General features: G+C 32.0%; 20 protein-coding genes. 8 read left to right on the forward strand and 12 right to left on the reverse strand.

Annotated elements, in window-relative coordinates:
* Positions 1-162: 162 nt before the first annotated feature.
* Genes HA143_RS02455 through HA143_RS02470 form a run of 4 tightly spaced genes read left to right on the forward strand, consistent with a single transcriptional unit; the run spans position 163 to position 4015 of the window.
* On the forward strand, positions 163-1089 hold the full coding sequence (locus HA143_RS02455; RefSeq protein ID WP_209083062.1) for a COX15/CtaA family protein: 927 nt from the start codon (positions 163-165) through the stop codon (positions 1087-1089).
* Positions 1086-2087, forward strand: coding sequence for a heme o synthase (locus HA143_RS02460; protein ID WP_209083063.1), 1002 nt, complete (start codon positions 1086-1088; stop codon positions 2085-2087). The genes HA143_RS02455 and HA143_RS02460 overlap by 4 nt, the downstream gene beginning before the upstream one ends.
* 39 nt (positions 2088-2126) lie before the next feature.
* Positions 2127-3143, forward strand: a complete 1017-nt coding sequence (locus HA143_RS02465) for an ABC transporter ATP-binding protein (protein WP_209083064.1) — start codon at positions 2127-2129, stop codon at positions 3141-3143.
* Positions 3144-3190: 47 nt separating this feature from the next.
* Entirely contained in the window at positions 3191-4015 is an 825-nt protein-coding gene (locus HA143_RS02470) for an ABC transporter permease (protein WP_209083065.1), read from the forward strand.
* A 398-nt stretch (positions 4016-4413) separates the two neighbouring features.
* Here the strand turns inward: HA143_RS02470 and groL are convergent, their stop codons facing one another.
* A complete protein-coding gene (gene groL, locus HA143_RS02475; protein ID WP_209083066.1) occupies positions 4414-6159 on the reverse strand; it encodes a chaperonin GroEL in 1746 nt (581 codons plus the stop codon).
* Positions 6160-6290: 131 nt separating this feature from the next.
* Here groL and HA143_RS09730 point away from each other — a divergent pair, with 131 nt between their 5' ends.
* Positions 6291-6470 (forward strand): hypothetical protein, encoded by a 180-nt coding sequence (locus HA143_RS09730; protein ID WP_011376012.1) that lies wholly within the window; start codon positions 6291-6293, stop codon positions 6468-6470.
* Here HA143_RS09730 and fabG read toward each other — a convergent pair whose 3' ends face one another.
* On the reverse strand, positions 6471-7220 hold the full coding sequence (gene fabG, locus HA143_RS02480) for a 3-oxoacyl-[acyl-carrier-protein] reductase (RefSeq protein ID WP_209083067.1): 750 nt from the start codon (positions 7218-7220) through the stop codon (positions 6471-6473).
* Positions 7221-7312: 92 nt separating this feature from the next.
* On the opposite strand from fabG, the gene ispD reads away from it, so the two are divergent.
* Positions 7313-7984 carry a 2-C-methyl-D-erythritol 4-phosphate cytidylyltransferase gene (gene ispD, locus HA143_RS02485; protein WP_209083068.1) on the forward strand — a complete coding sequence of 224 codons (672 nt, stop codon included), beginning with the start codon at positions 7313-7315 and terminating at the stop codon, positions 7982-7984.
* Here ispD and HA143_RS02490 read toward each other — a convergent pair whose 3' ends face one another.
* Both HA143_RS02490 and HA143_RS02495 read right to left on the reverse strand, forming a co-directional pair.
* The gene (locus HA143_RS02490) at positions 7985-8854 is read right to left on the reverse strand and encodes an LD-carboxypeptidase (RefSeq protein ID WP_209083069.1); all 870 of its coding nucleotides are present in this window, start codon (positions 8852-8854) and stop codon (positions 7985-7987) included.
* A 9-nt stretch (positions 8855-8863) separates the two neighbouring features.
* Entirely contained in the window at positions 8864-9772 is a 909-nt protein-coding gene (locus HA143_RS02495) for a 4-hydroxybenzoate polyprenyltransferase (RefSeq protein WP_373921630.1), read from the reverse strand.
* Between the two features lie 104 nt (positions 9773-9876).
* Here HA143_RS02495 and HA143_RS02500 point away from each other — a divergent pair, with 104 nt between their 5' ends.
* Positions 9877-11472, forward strand: coding sequence for a Ppx/GppA phosphatase family protein (locus tag HA143_RS02500; protein ID WP_209083070.1), 1596 nt, complete (start codon positions 9877-9879; stop codon positions 11470-11472).
* Here the strand turns inward: HA143_RS02500 and HA143_RS02505 are convergent.
* From HA143_RS02505 to petC, 5 genes are read right to left on the reverse strand one after another with little or no spacing between them, the layout of a single operon-like run.
* On the reverse strand, positions 11469-11960 hold the full coding sequence (locus HA143_RS02505; protein ID WP_209083071.1) for a helix-turn-helix domain-containing protein: 492 nt from the start codon (positions 11958-11960) through the stop codon (positions 11469-11471). The genes HA143_RS02500 and HA143_RS02505 overlap by 4 nt on opposite strands.
* Before the next feature lie 55 nt (positions 11961-12015).
* A complete protein-coding gene (gene cobM / locus HA143_RS02510; RefSeq protein WP_209083072.1) occupies positions 12016-12771 on the reverse strand; it encodes a precorrin-4 C(11)-methyltransferase in 756 nt (251 codons plus the stop codon).
* Positions 12764-13657: a prolipoprotein diacylglyceryl transferase gene (lgt, locus tag HA143_RS02515; RefSeq protein ID WP_209083073.1), complete on the reverse strand. Its 894-nt coding sequence runs from the start codon at positions 13655-13657 to the stop codon at positions 12764-12766. The genes cobM and lgt overlap by 8 nt, the downstream gene beginning before the upstream one ends.
* A 13-nt stretch (positions 13658-13670) precedes the next feature.
* Positions 13671-14600: a cytochrome f gene (gene petA, locus HA143_RS02520; RefSeq protein ID WP_373921631.1), complete on the reverse strand. Its 930-nt coding sequence runs from the start codon at positions 14598-14600 to the stop codon at positions 13671-13673.
* 29 nt (positions 14601-14629) lie between these two features.
* The gene (gene petC / locus HA143_RS02525) at positions 14630-15166 is read right to left on the reverse strand and encodes a cytochrome b6-f complex iron-sulfur subunit (protein WP_209083075.1); all 537 of its coding nucleotides are present in this window, start codon (positions 15164-15166) and stop codon (positions 14630-14632) included.
* 123 nt (positions 15167-15289) lie between these two features.
* On the opposite strand from petC, the gene HA143_RS02530 reads away from it, so the two are divergent.
* Positions 15290-15607: a DUF3067 family protein gene (locus tag HA143_RS02530; RefSeq protein WP_209083076.1), complete on the forward strand. Its 318-nt coding sequence runs from the start codon at positions 15290-15292 to the stop codon at positions 15605-15607.
* Here the strand turns inward: HA143_RS02530 and tatC are convergent.
* From tatC to HA143_RS02545, 3 genes are all read right to left on the reverse strand, one after another.
* Positions 15576-16334: a twin-arginine translocase subunit TatC gene (gene tatC, locus HA143_RS02535; RefSeq protein ID WP_209083077.1), complete on the reverse strand. Its 759-nt coding sequence runs from the start codon at positions 16332-16334 to the stop codon at positions 15576-15578. The genes HA143_RS02530 and tatC overlap by 32 nt on opposite strands.
* Before the next feature lie 94 nt (positions 16335-16428).
* Positions 16429-16683 (reverse strand): hypothetical protein, encoded by a 255-nt coding sequence (locus HA143_RS02540; RefSeq protein ID WP_209083078.1) that lies wholly within the window; start codon positions 16681-16683, stop codon positions 16429-16431.
* A gap of 29 nt (positions 16684-16712) precedes the next feature.
* The gene (locus tag HA143_RS02545) at positions 16713-18413 is read right to left on the reverse strand and encodes an Rqc2 family fibronectin-binding protein (protein ID WP_209084402.1); all 1701 of its coding nucleotides are present in this window, start codon (positions 18411-18413) and stop codon (positions 16713-16715) included.
* Positions 18414-18448: the final 35 nt, after the last annotated feature.

Here is an 18448-nt window from a genome sequence, read left to right on the forward strand (position 1 = left end):
ATTTCTGAAAGAAAAGACGTATTATTAATAACTTTTTAGATTTAATTGTCAGGGAAAAAAGATTAAATTAATAAATTATTTTTTAAATTTAACATATTAATTTTTAATTAATGTTTGGTTTTTGAATCTAAATTATTATGCAAAATAATAGGTTTTATCCATTTGATTAATAACCAATTATATAAATCAAAATATCTGCCAATTTTTAAAAGATTAGGAAGGCATAGTGTATTTGCACTCATCGCCCTAATTGTCATTGGAGGTGCTACGAGAGTCATGGAGGCTGGCCTTGCTTGTCCAGATTGGCCATTATGTTATGGATCATTTTTGCCTTTTAGTCATATGAACCTAAGAGTTTTTCTAGAGTGGTTTCATCGCCTAGATGCTTTTCTTGTTGGAGTATTAATTCTTTTTAAATTTGCCCTTTCAATTATCTGGAAAAAAGAAATTCCAAATTGGTTACCTAAAACTTATTCATTACTACTTTGTCTTGTTATTATCCAAGGATCTTTTGGAGCTTTAACAGTAATAAACCTGCTTGATTCATATACTGTTACGGGCCATCTTTTAATAGCATTTCTACTTCTCATTACAACAATTTCAATAAATCAAAATTTAGAAAATAACAAAATAGAAGAACCATTAATTTGGTGGAGATTATTATTGTTTATTCCTCTTTTACTTACTCTGATTCAATCTTTTATTGGAGTAAGGCTTTCATCAACTTGGTCAGCACATATTTGCTTATCTTTTAATAAACAATGCCTAATTCTAAATACTCATAAATTATTTGCTTTTCCAATTACTTTTTCAATTCTATTGATTATTGCTACTGCAATTTATAAGAGAAGTTTGCTTACTGAAAATTGGCAATATCTCTCAGCACTTATTTTTCTCTTGTTTTCCCAGATTGTTTTGGGTGTTTTAAGTCTTAAAACAAATTTGAATGAACCTATTTTTATTATCGGTCATCAACTCAATGCTTCTTTATTTATTGCGATATTAACAACATTAATTTTTAGAAATCCTTTTAACAAAAAAGGTCTAAACCACTCCCTAAATTCTCAAATGGTTGGTATCAATTCATGAACAGTAGTAACTTGGAAAACTTGAACTATAAATCTTCAATTAGGGATCAAGTTGTACCTTCAAGAAAAAGATTAACTTTGCCTCCTTGGCTTGAAGTAGCAAAACCCAGATTAATCCCACTTTTACTGGCAACAACTTTGGGAGGAATGGCTTTAACAGAGGAATGGCCTTTACCTTCTCCAAAACTTATCTGTACTTTAGGAGGTGGAGCTTTGGCAGCAGCAGCAGCAGGAGCACTTAATTGTTTGTGGGAAATGGAATTAGATAAGCGGATGACAAGAACTAGCAAAAGAGCTTTACCCGCAGGAAAGTTGTCATCTGAGACTGTATTTTTAGCTGCCGTATCATGTACTTTGGCAGCTTCTATGCTTTTAGTAAGTGGTGTAAATTATTTAGCTGCGGGATTAACTCTTCTTGGTCTATTTAGCTACGTGATTTTATATACAGTTATTTTGAAACCTCGTACAACAAAAAATATTGTTTTCGGAGGAGTTGCTGGTGCGATACCACCTTTAGTTGGAGCATCTGCTGCTACAGGGCATGTAGGCCTTAGTGGTTGGTGGTTGTTTGGCTTAGTAATGTTATGGACCCCAGCTCATTTTTGGGCACTTGCAATTTTGTTGAAGGATGATTATGCATCTGTTGGTATTCCTATGCTCCCTTCTGTTAAGGGATCTGTTTTTACTGCTAAAGCGATTTCTCGTTACGGATGGGCAACAGTTTTAATGAGTATAATGGGAGTCTTTGCTTTACCTGAAGGAGGGCTCTTATATGGAATTATGTTATTGCCATTTAATGGAAGACTTATTCAATTAATAAATGAATTAAAGAAATCTCCTGATGATCTTTCAAGAGCAAAGTCTCTTTTTAGGTGGTCTATTCTATATATGTTTGGTATTTGTCTTTTGTTATTAATTTCCAGAACCCAACTATCCGTAGAATTTGAGCAGCAATCTATGCAAATATTTGTCTCTATATTATCCCTGCTTAGTAATTAAATTAGATGTAAAATGTTTTTTAATTAAATAGTAAGTTTGATGAATTATATAAAAGTTAAAGGGCTCTCAAAATCTTATTCAGGTATTAAGGCATTAAAAAATTTATCGATGGAAATTGAAGCTGGCACATTATTCGGAATACTAGGTCCAAATGGTGCTGGCAAATCAACACTAATAAAAATACTCGCTACTTTAATAGAGCCTGATAGTGGAGAAGTTTTTATAAATAATATTAATCTGATAAAAAATTCTAGAAAAATTAGAGAATTAATTGGTTATGTTGCCCAGGACATTGCACTTGATAAAATATTAACTGGACGAGAGCTTTTGGATTTTCAATCAGATTTATATCATCTCAACAAAAACAAAAAATTTGAAAGGATAAAGAAATTAATAGATCAATTAGAAATGAATGATTGGATTGATCGTAAGTGCGGAACTTATTCAGGGGGGATGAAAAGAAGAATAGATCTGGCAGCTGGACTGTTACATTTGCCCCAAGTATTAATATTGGATGAACCTACAGTTGGTTTAGATATTGAAAGTAGGAATATTATATGGCAACTTTTGAAACATCTCAGAAATGATGGGATGACTATTATTTTAAGCAGTCACTATCTTGATGAAATAGATAAATTGGCAGACAGATTAGTGATAATTGATGATGGAAGAGTTATAGCACAAGGAGCTCCTGTAGAACTCAAAAAAAAATTAGGAGGAGATAGAGTAACTTTGAAAGTAAGAGAATTTAGTAATCAGGAAGAAGCAAAAAATATATGTCAAATTTTATCTTCAATAGATGGAATTAGTCAGATTATCATAAATGAAGCTCAAGGTTTCTCCATAAATTTTGTAGCAGATAAGGAAAAAGATTTACTTACGAAGCTCAAAGTGGAATTGGCCTTCTCAAAGTTTGAAATTTTTTCTCTTACCCAAAGTCAGCCAAGCTTGGATGATGTATATCTTCAGGCAACTGGGAAAACATTATTGGATGCCGAAATTTTTATGACAGGGAAAAGAGACCTTAAAAAAGAATCAAAGCAATCAATGCGATAAAAAACTTTTGCTTAACTAACTATAATGAAAACTAATTACTGCTAATTATGGAATTAAAACAGTATAATTTATTTTTTTTATATCAAGAAACATTTGCCTTAACAAAGAGATTATTTATTCAATTAAAAAGAAGACCATCAACTCTTTTAGCTGGAATATTACAACCCATAATTTGGCTTTTTTTATTTGGGGCATTATTCTCTAAAGCTCCCGAAGGTTTTTTACCAGGAGTTGATTCTTATGGGAATTTTTTAGGAGCGGGACTTATTGTTTTTACTGCTTTTAGCGGAGCCCTAAACTCTGGTCTTCCTTTAATGTTTGATAGAGAGTTTGGATTTCTTAATAGATTACTTGTGGCTCCTTTAACCAGTAGATTATCCATAGTTTTATCTTCTTTTTTTTACATAACAATCCTGAGCTTTATTCAGAGTATTGTAATAATGGTTGTTTCATATATTTTGGGTTATGGATGGCCAAATTTATATGGTTTAGGAATTGTCTTTACAACACTAATTTTATTAGTTCTTTTTGTGACATCAATAAGTTTATGTTTAGCGTTTGTTTTGCCGGGACATATTGAATTAATCGCTCTTATTTTCGTAATAAACTTACCTCTTCTTTTTGCAAGCACTGCTTTAGCTCCAATCTCTTTTATGCCAAATTGGCTGGGTTGGTTAGCTTCATTAAATCCATTAACTTTTGCGATTGAACCTATTAGGACAGCTTACACACAAACTATGGATTTAGAATTAGTGGCTTTACATGCCCCATATGGTGATTTAACTTGTAAGAGTTGTATCTCAATTTTATTTTCTTTGACAGTTTTTTCCTTAATTATTATAAGACCTCTTTTAAATAGAAAGTTAAATTAAAAAAAATATGCTTTTAAAAAATCATCTAATAGAAGTTTTTTAAAGGCCTCTTTAGAGAATAATTTTTCTTAAAGAACATGTTGTTCTTAAGTAGGTCCATCGATTTGGGATTGATTTATTAAATGATTTATTACTCCATAGCCCAGTACTAAGGGGATATCAGCATGAAGAAGAAAATTAAGAACAAATTAAGCTTGAATTATTAAAAAAATCAGAAAATATAGAAGAAACAAAATGGGAATTGAATGGCTTAAAAAATTCCAGGAATAATGAAAAAATTAGCAAAAATCAAGATTCTAATAATATAAATCAATATATAAATTCACAAAAATCACTCCTGTCTTATATTAAAAATTGACGAAAGTGGATTAAAAACGATAAGAAAGCTAGTTAGCTTTTTACATCATACCTGGCATACCCATGCCACCCATTCCTGGCATACCCATGCCACCCATTCCTGGCATACCCATGCCACCCATTCCTGGCATACCCATACCACCCATTCCTGGCATACCCATACCTCCCATACCTCCCATCGGATCTCCACCTGGCCCTCCAGGCGCGGCAGCTTCAGGTTCTGGAATGTCAGCAATAGCAACTTCTGTTGTCAGAAGCATAGCTGCAATAGATACTGAATCTTGAAGCGCTAATCTTATTACTTTAGTTGGGTCTAATATCCCTGACTCCTTTAAATTCTCATATTTTCCTGAATTAGCATTAAAGCCTTTGTTAAGCCTCTTAATTTCAGCGACAACTACATCGCCATTAAAACCAGCATTTTTTGCTATTTGTTTAGTAGGTTCTGAAAGGGCTTCTTTTACTATATTTATGCCTGTTCTCAAATCATCGGAGGATTTTTGACTTAAATTTAAAAGTTCATCTGATATTTCAATTAAAGTTTGACCACCTCCAGAAACAACACCTTCTTCAATAGCAGCTTTTGTAGCATTAAGGGAATCTTCTATTCTCAATTTTTTGAACTTCATCTCTGTTTCTGTTGCAGCTCCTACTTTTATAAGAGCCACACCTCCCGCAAGTTTGGCGATCCTTTCATTGATTTTATCCTGATCATATTCTGATTCTGTAATCTCGACTTCTCTCTTTAATTTCTCTACTCGCGCTTTAACTAAATCTTTAGTGTCTTCAAAGGCAACAATAGTAGTCTTATCCTTTGTTATGGTTATTTTTTTTGCTTTACCTAAATCATTAATCGATACTTGGTCTAGTGTCATTGATTTATCTTCGCTAATTAACTTAGCCCCTGTAAGAATTGCAATATCTTCAAGGGCAGCTTTTCTTCTCTCACCAAATAATGGAGCCCTCACGGAAGCTACATTCAAAACTCCACTATTCTTATTCAAGACAAGAGTCGTTAATGCTTCTCCTTCTATATCTTCAGCGAGAATTAGAAAAGGTGATCCTGATTTCTGAATTTCTTCTAATATTGGAACTAAATTAGCTAACGTTGAAATCTTCTGGTCAGTTATTAATATTTTGGGGTTTTCAAGTTCACAAACTTGCCTTTCTTGGTCTGTTACAAAATACGGAGAACTATATCCTCTATCAAAAGACATTCCTTCAGTTATATCTAATTCTGTATCTAATGATTGAGATTCTTCAACAGTTATTACACCATCCGAAGTAACAATATCCATGGCCTTTGAAATTATAGATCCAATTTCTTCATCACCTCCCGCACTAACTGTTGCAACTTTTTGGATATCAGAACCACTTAATGAAATACTTTTAGAACTTAATTTTTCTAGAACAAAAGCTAAGCCTACCTCCATACCTTTTTTTAACTCCATGGGACTAGCACCTGAAGCAATATTTTTTAATCCTTCCTGAACCATCTTCTGAGTCAAAATGGTTGCTGTTGTTGTTCCATCACCAGCACTCTCTTTTGTTTTGGATGCAACTTGCTCTATTAACTTCGCTCCTAAATTAGAAATAGGGTTTTCAATCTCAATCTCTTTAGCAACTGTAGATCCATCTCTTACTATATCTGGAGAACCAAATTTTCTTTCTATGACTACGTTTTTTGCCTTCGGCCCAATAGTAACCTTTACTGCATTAGCTACGAAATTTACACCTTTCTCTAACGCTTCTCTTGATTCATTAGAAAAACTTAACTGTTTAGCCATGTTTACTCGTTCTTTATTCTTATTCTAATCTCCCATAGAATCATTTTTAAGGGATATTTAATTAAGTGGGGAAAGCCGAATTTCTTTTAATGAGACATACAAATTAATTCAAATAATAGTATCTTTAGAATATGGATGAAACAAATAATCTTATTTTTACTCTTACCGCGATCCTCGCGATTGCTATGACACTAATATACTTTCCTCTAAGATTTTTCTTGACATTAACGGCTAGAAGTCGAAGACTAAAACTATTACAAAAAATTAGAAGGTTAAGAGATGAATTGGGCCAGCCTTACGAAAGTACATAATTAAATACTCATACCTCCGTCAATACTAATTGTTTGTCCTGTAATGTAACTTCCTGCATTACTTGAAACTAAGAATGAAACTAAGTTTGCAATTTGAGTACAACTTCCTAATTTCCCTAAAGGAATAACTTTAAGAATCTCTTCAGTATTAAGTTTTTCAGTCATCTCTGTTTCTATGAAACCTGGAGCTATTGCATTTACGTTTATACCTCTTGAAGCAAATTCTTTAGCGCAAGTTTTTGTGAATCCAATAACGCCAGCTTTGGCTGCAGAATAATTTGCTTGACCGGGATTACCAATTATTCCAACAACAGATGAAATATTTACGATACTACCACTTCTTTTTTTCATCATAAATTTTGACGCATATTTTGTACAAAGAAAAACTCCTTTTAAGTTTGTATTTAGTACGTCATCCCATTGTTCCGATTTCATTCTCATCAATAGTCCATCTCTAGTAATACCAGCATTGTTAATGAGGATATCAATGGAGCCATTGATTTTTATGATGTCTTCAAAAGCTGAACTAACAGAATCCTCTTTTGAAACATCAAATTTTAATTTATGAGCTTTACCTCCCGAATTTTTTATTGAATTTACGACTTCTTCAGCTTTTTCATCGGAGGAAGAGTAATTAATAAAAACTTCTGCTCCCAAGCGGCTTAGTTCTAAAGCAATTTCTTTACCAATTCCTCTGCTAGCTCCAGTTATTAAAGCAACTTTGCCTGATAATAAATCTGTATTGGTCATTGTAAAATTTTATAATTTTCAATCGTAGTACTATTTGTGTAAAGATATTGTTTTTATTTATAATTGTCTAGAAAAAATTAAGACCTTTTATCGTGCACTTTTTAATACCAGCTGCAGGCAGTGGTAGCAGAATGAAAGCTGGAAAAAATAAATTACTTATTGATTTAGAGGGAGAGTCCTTGATTTATTGGACACTTAAATCTGTATTTTCTGCAAGCTCAACAAAATGGGTTGGAATAATTGGGCAACCAAAAGATAAAGAATTATTATTAAATTCAGCAAAGAACTTTGCCCATAAAGTTAATTGGATTAATGGTGGAGATACTCGACAAAAGTCAGTTTTTAATGGTTTAAATGCACTGCCAAAAGATGCTGAAAAAGTTTTAATTCATGATGGTGCTCGATGTCTAATTAATCCTGAATTGATAGACCAATGCGCAAACCAATTAGATGAAAATGAAGCTGTTATTTTGGCTACTAAGGTAACTGACACAATAAAGATTGTGAATAATGAAGGTTTTATTAAAGAAACACCAGATAGAAATTACTTATGGGCAGCGCAAACTCCTCAGGGCTTTTTAGTAGATAGATTAAAAAAAGCTCATAATATGGCAATTGATCAAAACTGGAAAGTCACAGATGATGCCTCACTATTCGAAATGCTTAATTGGAAAGTAAAGATTATTGAAGGAACTTATTCAAATATAAAAATTACATCCCCCATAGATTTGAAAATAGCAAAACTTTTTGTGAAGCACTCCTAGTTAAAAAGATTTATTGATACTAAGAATGCCGTTATCACCATTTAAGGTTGCTTCATACCCTAACGGGATGCATGCATTCCCTGAGATGTGGCCTATGGGGAGGTCAAAAAGAATAGGAAAATTAAACTCTTGGAGTCTTTCAATAATGCAGTTTTTTAGTAAATCTTTCCATTCAAGGTCGAAGGAATTATTAGAAAAACTTCCGAATCCAATACCCGCAATTTCAGTAAGTGTTTTAGTCATCCTGAGGTAAGTCAACATGCGATCAATTTTATAAATATCTTCATTAATATCTTCAAAAATTATTATTTTCCCTCTGCAATCTGGAAAGTGATTAGTCCCAATTAAAAAAGTAGCAATAGTTAAGTTAGAAACTATAATATTTCCTTTCGCTTTTCCACCTCTTAAAGGAATCCCTCTAATGTCCTCAACATATCCCTCAAAAAGTAAATTTCTTAATCTCTCAAGACTCCACTCTGGCTCTTTGTAAAGGCTTGTAACCATAGGCCCATGAATAGAACCCATAAATCCTTGAGAATATTTAGATAATAATAAAGAACATGTATCTGAGAATCCCAGCATTAACCCATGCTGCCAAGAAGGTTCTTTTTCTAATATTCTTGCTGAACCCCAGCCTCCTTTTGCAAAAATGATTAGCTTACTATTTTGTACTTTTTCCAGTTCTTCAAATCTAGTTAGATCATCGCCTGCAAAATAACCAAATTTTTTTGATAGAGAATTATTTTCATTAATTTCCAAGCCCCAGTTTTTTAATATTTCTATGCCTTTTTGATAATTTTCTTCTTCATCAATAAAGGAGCCTGGAGTTACAATTTCGATTAGATCACCTTTTTTTAATCTAAAAACCATATTTAGAATTTATGAGGCAATAATGATTCCAAATAAAAGTACTCCTCCATAAATTGATTGATTTTTGAAGTGATTCCCAATATTTTTTATTGATTGCTTTTCCTCAGGAAATACCTTTAGTATATCTCTCTGCATTAAGATTGACGTTATAAGCCAAATTGGCCAAAAAATAAAATCCATTTGATTAATAAATCCGCATAATGCAAGAAAACTAGAAGTTAAAAAATAACAAATTTGAATAGTTATTCTTGTATTGTTCTGGAGGTTAACAGCGGAACTATTTATTCCAATTTTGATATCATATTTTTTATCTGCTAAAGCATAAATCGTGTCAAAACCAAAAGTCCAAAAAATGGTAGCTAGCCAGCAAAACAATAAAACAATACTATTCAAATTGCCTTCATTTGCTGCCCAGGGAATTAAGACAGCAAAACCCCAGCAGATGGATAATATTAATTGAGGATATTTAAACCATCTTTTGGCAGAAGGATAAATTAAAATAATAGGTAAAGCTAAAAAAGCAAGTAAAATGGAAAGGAGCCTTCCAGGTTGAGGTAGTGACAAAGTTAAAAAGAAACTAAATAAAATTAAAAAGAAAAGAATTGAATAAGCCGCTTTAAGACCGATTTTATTTGCAGCTAGAGGTCTATTTTTTGTCCTAAAAACTCTTTGATCAATTTTTTTATCCCAAATATCATTAACCACGCAGCCTAATCCACTTACTACTAGTCCTCCCAGGATTATTCTTAACAACATTAAAAATGTTGGATTAGCATTTGGTGTTAAATATAAACTCCATCCAGCAGGAATAAGTAAGATTATTCTTCCAGTAGGCTTATTCCACCTTAATAATTCAAAAAAAGTACTTAATTTAAGTTCTCGATTTTTATTTTGCATATAACCTATTGTATATTTCATAACTTTAAATAATCTTACTAGGATTAAGTAATTTCTATTATTTAATAATCAATCTTGAGTATATTTATTAATGGATTAAAGATGTCTGCATCTTATAAAAAGAAATGATACAGAAACAAGATTTAAGATATTTTCAAGAAAAGCAAATTTTAGTAGCTTCGATAGATATTGGAACTAACTCTACACATCTCTTGGTAGCAGAAATCAATCTAGAATTAAAATCATTTTCAATAAAATTTACTGATAAATCAACCACTCGTCTTGGAGAAAGAGATGAGGAGGGTAATCTTACTGAAGAATCAATCCAAAGAGCATTAGTTACTCTTAAGCGATTTAAGGAATATTGTAAAAGTAATGGAGTAAAACAAATAGTAACAGCAGCAACAAGTGCAGTTAGGGAAGCGCCAAACGGTCAAGATTTTATTAGAAGAGTTCTTGATGAAACTGAGATTCAAATAGAATTGATAAGTGGTTCTGAGGAAGCCAGATTAATTTATCTTGGTGTTCTTTCTGGGATGGCTTTTGAAGACCAATCTTATGTAATCATAGATATTGGAGGAGGATCTACAGAATTAATACTTGCAGATAAAAAAGATGCAATAGCTCTTACCAGTTCTAGAGTTGGTGCGGTAAGACTTAAGAATGATTTTTTAAATAAAGAACCTTTAAATTCAGAAAGATCGAAGTTTCTAACAACTTTTATTCAAGGCTCTTTGGAACCATCCGTTCGAAAAATAAAGAGTAGATCTAAGGGAGATAAGTCTTTATCTATGATTGCAACAAGTGGCACTGCAACTTCATTAGGAAATTTGATTTTAGATGATTTAGGAGAATCTAAACAAAAGTTGCATGGTTATAAATTTAAAAGGGAAAATTTACAGAATGTATTGGAAAAACTAATTAATATGCCAGTTTCGGAAATCAAGAAAATACCTTCATTAAGTGAGAGAAGAGCAGAAATAATTATTCCAGGTGCATTGATATTAAATACTGCAATGGATATGTTGAACTTTAATGAATTAGCAATAAGTGAGAGGGCGCTTAGAGAGGGTTTAGTTGTTGATTGGATGCTTCGTAAAGGGATAATAAAAAATGAGTTAAATATTCAAAGCAATATTAGAAAAACAACGATAGTTCATCAGGCTAGAAAGTTTGGAGTAGATAGTAAAAGGGCTGAGAAAGTTATCGATATTGCCTTTCAAATCTATGATCAGACTAAAAATATTTTTCATAGCGATAATGATTCTAAAGCTAAAGAATTTCTTTGGGCAGCTTCTAATCTTTATAATTGTGGGAAATACGTGAATGTTGGTTCATATCACAAACACTCTTGGTACTTAATAAAAAATTGTGAGTTGTTGGGATATTCTGAAGCAGAAACAAATATTATTGCTTCGATAGCTAGATACCATAGAAAGACTCTACCCAAGAAAAGACATGAGTCTTGGCAAAATTTAATATCCAAAGAAGATAAAACATTAGTTCTTGAAATGTCATTAATTTTGAGACTAGCAGCATCTCTTGATCAAAGACCTGATAAGGTAATCTCCTCAGTTCAAATAAAATTGAAGGAAAATCTTCTTACCTTTGAACTTTTACCTTTAAATAGAAACAATGATCTTCTACTTGAAAAATGGAACTTAGGATTATGCCGTAATGTAATAAAAGAACTAAAGAATTTGTATTTAAAAGTTATTTAGTTTTTTTTAATAAGTTCTTGTTTTGGAGTTTGATTCTGAAAAGACTCTGAAAATAAATTGAAAATTAAGGATGAGGCGACTAGTCCAAGAAAGCCTGAGATTAAAATAAATATCCAAAACCCTGGTGGACTTAGTTCATTAGATTGTACAGTTTTATTAGTTTTTTTAGCCACTTTTTCAACTATTTGTTCTATTTTTATCTCTTGCCTCTCAGTCTTGAATTCATTCATTATAAATTCTGTATCAAGTTTCAGCTTCTGTGAAATTCTACGAATCATTGCTTTGATAAATACTTTTTCAGGTAGCTCTTCTTCATTGCCTTCTTCAATGGCTTTAAGTTGATGAGATCCAATTTTTAAATCAGAAGCCAATTCTTCAACAGATTGATCTCTACTTAACCTTGCCTCTTTAATAAAATTTCCAATTCTCTTTAAAGAGGATTGTTCTTTTTTATTATTGCCTTCTGGATTAGATTTTATTTCTTTCAAAGCAAACAAATTTTTACTAATTATAGTGATTAATATTTTTCTATCAACTTTAAGATTATTTATTTCTAAAGAGATGTCTATATGATGGATTGTATAGATTAGACCTGTTTTGAGAATTATTAATTGCTGGACTAATTATGTAAATAGTAGTTCTAATTAATTTTTTTTCAATAGAAAAATTTTCCATATCTTTTAATTCTATTAATGATGTCCAACCATCATCCCAAGATACTCTGAATCCAACAATAACTTTAGTTTCTGGGGGATAAAACTCTAGTAAAGTTTCTTGAGACCTTTTTACATGCCTAGCACTTAGATAAAGGCATAAAGAGGAATTGTGTTTCGCAAGATCTTTCAGAGATTCTTTCTCGGGCATACCAGTTCTTCCTCCTGCTCTTGTTAAAATTATTGTTTGCGTTACGTCAGGGATAGTTAACTCAGCTTCATGATATGCTGCTGCGACTTGAAAAGCACTTACACCTGGAATAACTTCGATTTCAATTTTTTCTTTTTTTAAAATTTCTATTTGTTCTCTAATCGCGCCAAAAAGACAAGGATCTCCATCATGCAATCTTATAACAGTTTTCCCTTCTTGAAATTTTTTTATCATAATTGAGGTGATTTGCTCTAAGTTGAGCGAACTCGTTTTTATATTTTCAGAACCTTCTTTTGAAAAATCTAAAATCTTTTCAGGAATTAGAGAATCAGTCCAAATAATGACATCTGCAATTTTTATCTTTTTTAAAGCTTTTAGTGTTAATAAATCGGGGTCGCCGGGACCAACGCCAATAAAGGATATTTTTTTATCCATTCTTTCTGTTTTTACCACTATATGTTCTTAATCTTAAAAAAAATATTCCAATTAATCCAGAAGAAAATAGAAAAATACTTATAAATTGAGCCATTCTTATACCGCCACTACAGAAAGGCGGAAGCCCACCAATACATAGTGGGTCAGTTCTTAAACCTTCAATCCAGAATCTTCCAAAGCTATAACTTATTAAATAAAGACAGCTAATAAAGCCAGGCCTAAAAAAATCAGTTTTATTCTGTTTATTAAAGATAAAAATAAGGAGGATGAATATTAAAAAATTCCACAATGACTCATAGAGAAAAGTAGGATGAAAAAATTCGTAATTAATAAATTCTAAAGGCCTATTTTGGATAGGTATAAATAATTTCCAAGGCAAATTCGTAGGCACCCCAAAGGCTTCATTATTGAAAAAATTCCCCCACCTTCCTATAGATTGTCCAAGAATAATTGAGGGTATTAATATATCTATAAAAGTTTTTAAATGAATGCTTTTCGACTTACAGAAATAAATAATAGATAATAATCCTCCAATTAGACCTCCATGGATTGCTATGCCTCCTTCCCAAACTGCCAGAAAAGAAGGTATTTGAATGGTGTTATTGAATAGTTCTAAAGAAGTAAAAAAGTTCTCTCCGCTATATTGCCTCCACTCAAAAATTACGTAATAAGCTCTAGCTCCAATTATTGAAAAGATTATTAATGATGGAAGTATTTCACTAATGTACTGTGGGTTAATATTCCTTGCCTTGGCAAGTTTTTTAGAGACAAATAGGCCTATTAAAACTGAAACCGAAATTAGCAATCCATACCATCTAATTGTAAGAAATCCTAAATTTAAAAATGTTTCACCTGGAGATTGTATAAAAGCTTGAAATATAAGCATTTAGAAAAGAAAGTTAGATACCCTCTGCTGCTTGCACTTTTTCTACTTGTTTTTTCTTTAATACTAAAAGTATTTGTGTTAGCCCTACACCAATAAAGAATGCAATTAATCCAATTACTCTGTAAGGGCTTTGAAGTACAACTTCAGCATCTAATTGCCCAAAGCCGCCAACGTTAGGATCATTAGTAAGTGGATCTCCTGCATTAATTTTGTCTTGTTCTTTTACGATAAGTTGAGGACCAGCAGGAACTGCTTCAGTAGTTATCTCTCCTTCATCGTTTTCTATATTGACCTTATAGCTGCCATCTTCAATTGTTTCTATTGAATTAATAGTTCCTGAGGTGGAAGAGGTGAAAACTAAATTATTGCTTTTCTCTCCAGTTGGGTATACCTGACCTCTACCTCTATTACCTCCTATATGTAACGAGTATTTCCCATAGTGATATTCTTTATTAGTGGATGGATCAGGCGAAAGTACAGGGAAAACGATTTCTTTATTAGTATCCCCAGGCAAAGGACCAACGATGATGATATTATCTTTCTCTTCGCTGTAATTAGTGAAATAAACCCCTTCTGTTTCCTCTTTGATTTCTTCAGTCCATCTTTCTTGTGGGGCAAGTTTAAAGCCATCAGGCAGCATTACAACGGCGCCAACTTGTAATGGAACTTCAGAACCATCAGCTCCGATCTCTTTTAAGTCATTTTTGTAAGGTATTTTTACAACAGCTTTAAAAACACTATCAGCACCCACAGATTGCGGAACCTCTGCAATAGTAGGCATTTGAGCTAGATGACAATTCGCACAGACTATCTTTCCTGTAGCTTCTCTTGGGGATTCATAGTTTTGCTGAGCCCAAAATGGATAAGCAAAAGTGGTCTTAGGATAAAGTACAATACTCGAAATGAAGAGCATTGTGAAGATGAATAAAGTTGTTTTTCTCATGATTTGATTTTTAAGATCTTTCATTTTTTTTATGCCCACCAAGGATTTTCATTGGTTCTAAAGTCTGTTTCTGACCATTGTTTGACAAGTACGGCATCATCTTCAATATCTACATGAGCCAGTGCTAAAGATAAAGGAGCAGGACCTCTGACTACCTTCCCATTTGTATCGTACTGACTACCATGACAAGGACATATAAATTTATTAGCTCCACTATCCCATGGGACAACGCAACCTAAATGTGTACAAATTGCATTTAAACCAAATTCTCCTATTTCCCCACCCTCATTAACTATTAAATAAGTTGGATCACCTTTGAGACCCTGCACTAGGCTTCTGTCACCTGCTTGATGGTTGGCCAACCAACCTGTCTTAGTTACTGGATTCCCTAATTCATCTTTAGCAGAAGTTCCACCACCGCCTCCTCCTGCTCTTAAAGGCATGAAATAATTAGCTACTGGGTAGAGGGCTCCTAAAGCTACACCAGTGGCAGTACCAAATGTAAGAAGATTCATAAATTGCCTTCGCCCCATTGAAGGGACATCATTGGAACTTAATTGAGTCATTCGCTACTTGGTTCAGTTATTTAATATTTATTATGGATCAAATTGCTCAATTTCTGTTGCAAATAGATAGGACTTTTAATAATTTAAAGTAAAAGTTTTGGAAGTCTTAATTAATTGATTCAAATGAAACCATTACTAGTTGATGAAGTTATTCATTATTTGATTCATCGCTGGGGAAAAAAATATGACTTTAGACTCTTTAGAAGAGGAAAATTTGTCTATTTTCAAATGATGTGGGGATTCCTTGGACAGGAATCATTTCCTCTAAGTGAAGTTGAATATAAAAAATCGATAGCTGATAAAATCGAAATTTTAAATAGAGGTGGATACTCAGAAGAAGTAAGGGAATGGCTAAAGAAAGTCAATGCTAGGCCAAGGTTAGGTAGAGCTGTCAGCTTGCAATTAAATATTAATGAGAAGATGAAAGAGTTTTTGACTTGAGATTTTCTGATAAGTAAGTTAATCCAGTACCCACAAAAAATAAAAATACAATTGATATAGATAGCAATGACATTGTCAATGGGTCTGTTGAAGGGGTAATCACTGCAGATAAGATTGCGGAGGAGATTACAACTATTTTCCAATTCGAAATCATTTTCTCTGTAGTAATTATTCCAAGAGAACCAAGAATAAATTGTAATACTGGTAATTGAAAAGCTAATGCAGTGCTAGACATTAATAAAAGAACGAAATCAAAATATCTCTCTATCGACCATGTTGGTTCAACAATGTCAGCACCAAAAGTAATAAAGAAATTTATGGCGGCAGGAACTAATATCCACCATGAAAAAATTAATCCCAAAAAAAATAGAAGACCTGAGCCAAAAACTGCGGGCAAAATAAGGCTTTTTTCTTGTTTTGTTAATCCAGGGGAAATGAACAATATTATTTGATAAAAAATATAAGGCATAGAAACTATTAATCCGCTGTAACCTGCAACTTTAATAGCTACAAATAAAAACTCTCCTGGAGCAAGTTGTAGTAAATGAATATCACCAGCTGGGATTTCTAAAAAAGATATTAATGGCTTTATAGTTAAAAAACTAAAGAATATTGAAATAAGTATTGAGTAAATTGAGTTTAGTATTCTTTGACGAAGCTCTTCTAAATGATCACTAAAAGTGATCGAGTCTGATAGTTTATTTTCGCTCTGACTTTCACCTTTCATTATTGATTAATAAAGATTTAGTAAGATAAAGTTTGGAAATTAATTTCGTTTAAAGTCCAATTTTATTTCTTGTTAAATTTATTTAATTATTTGTTTACTTATTAGGATTGGTTGGATCTGGTAATAAAAAAGGAGGGGCATCATTTAATGATGATTCGCCATAGGTTTCATATTCTCTATATCCACCCATTTTCCCATTTGTTTTCATTAGAGCGCTTACGAAAGCAAGTAATAAGAAAACAGTCGGAGCTCCAATTATCAATGCAGCTCCAAATAGATATCCCACAATAAATTCTGGGAAACTATGATTTCCTAAAAATTCATGAGTACCCAAAAGAAAATCAAACATTTAGAATTAAAAATTTTTTTTATTATAAACTAAATTACTCTTTTAAGGTTTTTTTTAATGTAATCTTCTCCTCTTGTAGGGTTTCCCCAAACAATCTCTACATTTTTAAATGAAACGCATCCTGGCCCACCTTTTTTTATTTTTTGCAAATCTTTAATCTTGACTAAACTAATTGGAACTTTAATGTTTCTTTTTGCCTTACTAAATAAAGCAGCTAAATCTGCAGCGATTTGAAGATCTTGTTCAGATGCTGCTTGAGATGAAGACTTTAAAACTACATGACTTCCTGGAGATTCCTGTGCATGAAACCATAGATCACCTTTTTTGGAAAACTTAAAACTTATTAAATCATTTTGCCTCATATTTCTCCCTACCTGAAGCCTCAATCCTGTGGGGGTGTCAACTTCAATTGGGCAAGATTCTATATCAGATGTATTTTTCTTATCTTCTCTTGGCTTCTTTAGATAAATATTAAACTCGTTACAAAGTTCGTCCATAATCTCTTCTAGTAATTTAATTTCCACAAAAATCTCTTCATTATTGAAAGAATTTAGATTTTCTAGAAGTGTAGTGAATTCATCTAATCTAGCTAAATTAGTTTTATAAATATTTAGCCTTTCTTTTATCAATTCTCTAGATCTTTTTAGTTTTTTTGATTTCTTATATAGTTTTTGTCCTCTAATAATATCTTGTTTTTTGATCTCATTAGTAGTGAATATATTATCAGCTTTTTCTTTATATACTTCGTGGTTTTCTGACTTTAACAGGAGATCATATTGAAAATTTAAATTCTTTTTCTCATTATTTGTTTGTTTCGAAATCATCCCTTCAATTTTTTTTACTAAGAATTCAAGTTTTTGTTGTTTTAAATGATAATCATAATAATTCTCTAAACTGGTGCATAAATCTATTTTATTTTCACAGTTAATTTCTTTATCTAAAAACCAAACGCAATAAAAAAATTTATTAAATATGGAAAAGTTAAAGTTATTGTTTTTAAACCTATTTATCCATATCTTCCAACTTTTAAATATCTCCTTTAAGTTTGCATCGCTAATGAAATCAATATTTTTTTCCATTATTTCCGAATCGCTAGTATTACTTAAGATTTCTAATTGTTTTGTGAGGATAGGGCTTACTCCTTGGTAGGTATTTATTAAGCAGTATTTCAAAGACTCAGGCACTGTTGAAATTGATTCTTTCCATGATTGAAAAGACTCATCTTCTCTAGGTTGTTTTTTAAGATTAGCTGGAGGGCCAGAATAAATTGATCCTGTTGAAATTGTTCTGAAACTAGATTGACTTGAATTAATTTGTTTACCTACTGCGATTATTTTATGTTTATCATCCAAATAAAAAATATTACTATGTTTTCCCATTAACTCAAAAATTAAATACTTGCTAATTTCATCTCCAGGTTTTTTTGCAAAACCAAATTTTATAACTCTCTCAAAATCATCTTGATTAATCGAAACTAAAGCCATATATTTTAAGCCGTATCTTATTTGTTTAGAAAGTGTGCTTTCTCTTCCAATCTTTTCTGGCTTATTTATCTTTAGTATTCTTGGAGAGTTACCATTCCATGAAACTTCTAACCAAGTTTGAGAATCAACTCCTCGAAAACATAATTGCATTGTATTAGGCTCTGGTTGTTGGGCAGTTTCAAACTTTGTAGGTAAAATATTCTTTGATAAATCATGCAAGACAGATTTAATCGTTGTAATATCCATTATCTGAGGAACACCTTTTTGCATTATTTCTATTT

Source organism: Prochlorococcus marinus CUG1415, assembly GCF_017696015.1.
GTDB lineage: Bacteria > Cyanobacteriota > Cyanobacteriia > PCC-6307 > Cyanobiaceae > Prochlorococcus_A > Prochlorococcus_A marinus_AE.

Bases quoted from the DNA above. Each gene is read 5' to 3' on its own strand.
- tatC (WP_209083077.1), bottom strand. From the start codon at position 16,334: ATGAAAGGTGAAAGTCAGAGCGAAAATAAACTATCAGACTCGATCACT.
- HA143_RS02495 (WP_373921630.1), bottom strand. From the start codon at position 9,772: ATGAAATATACAATAGGTTATATGCAAAATAAAAATCGAGAACTTAAA.
- HA143_RS02540 (WP_209083078.1), bottom strand. From the start codon at position 16,683: ATGTTTGATTTTCTTTTGGGTACTCATGAATTTTTAGGAAATCATAGT.
- petC (WP_209083075.1), bottom strand. From the start codon at position 15,166: ATGACTCAATTAAGTTCCAATGATGTCCCTTCAATGGGGCGAAGGCAA.
- petA (WP_373921631.1), bottom strand. From the start codon at position 14,600: ATGAGAAAAACAACTTTATTCATCTTCACAATGCTCTTCATTTCGAGT.
- HA143_RS02545 (WP_209084402.1), bottom strand. From the start codon at position 18,413: ATGGATATTACAACGATTAAATCTGTCTTGCATGATTTATCAAAGAAT.
- cobM (WP_209083072.1), bottom strand. From the start codon at position 12,771: ATGGATAAAAAAATATCCTTTATTGGCGTTGGTCCCGGCGACCCCGAT.
- fabG (WP_209083067.1), bottom strand. From the start codon at position 7,220: ATGACCAATACAGATTTATTATCAGGCAAAGTTGCTTTAATAACTGGA.
- HA143_RS02500 (WP_209083070.1), top strand. From the start codon at position 9,877: ATGATACAGAAACAAGATTTAAGATATTTTCAAGAAAAGCAAATTTTA.
- HA143_RS02470 (WP_209083065.1), top strand. From the start codon at position 3,191: ATGGAATTAAAACAGTATAATTTATTTTTTTTATATCAAGAAACATTT.
- HA143_RS02530 (WP_209083076.1), top strand. From the start codon at position 15,290: ATGAAACCATTACTAGTTGATGAAGTTATTCATTATTTGATTCATCGC.
- HA143_RS02460 (WP_209083063.1), top strand. From the start codon at position 1,086: ATGAACAGTAGTAACTTGGAAAACTTGAACTATAAATCTTCAATTAGG.
- HA143_RS09730 (WP_011376012.1), top strand. From the start codon at position 6,291: ATGGATGAAACAAATAATCTTATTTTTACTCTTACCGCGATCCTCGCG.
- lgt (WP_209083073.1), bottom strand. From the start codon at position 13,657: ATGCTTATATTTCAAGCTTTTATACAATCTCCAGGTGAAACATTTTTA.
- groL (WP_209083066.1), bottom strand. From the start codon at position 6,159: ATGGCTAAACAGTTAAGTTTTTCTAATGAATCAAGAGAAGCGTTAGAG.
- HA143_RS02490 (WP_209083069.1), bottom strand. From the start codon at position 8,854: ATGGTTTTTAGATTAAAAAAAGGTGATCTAATCGAAATTGTAACTCCA.
- HA143_RS02465 (WP_209083064.1), top strand. From the start codon at position 2,127: ATGAATTATATAAAAGTTAAAGGGCTCTCAAAATCTTATTCAGGTATT.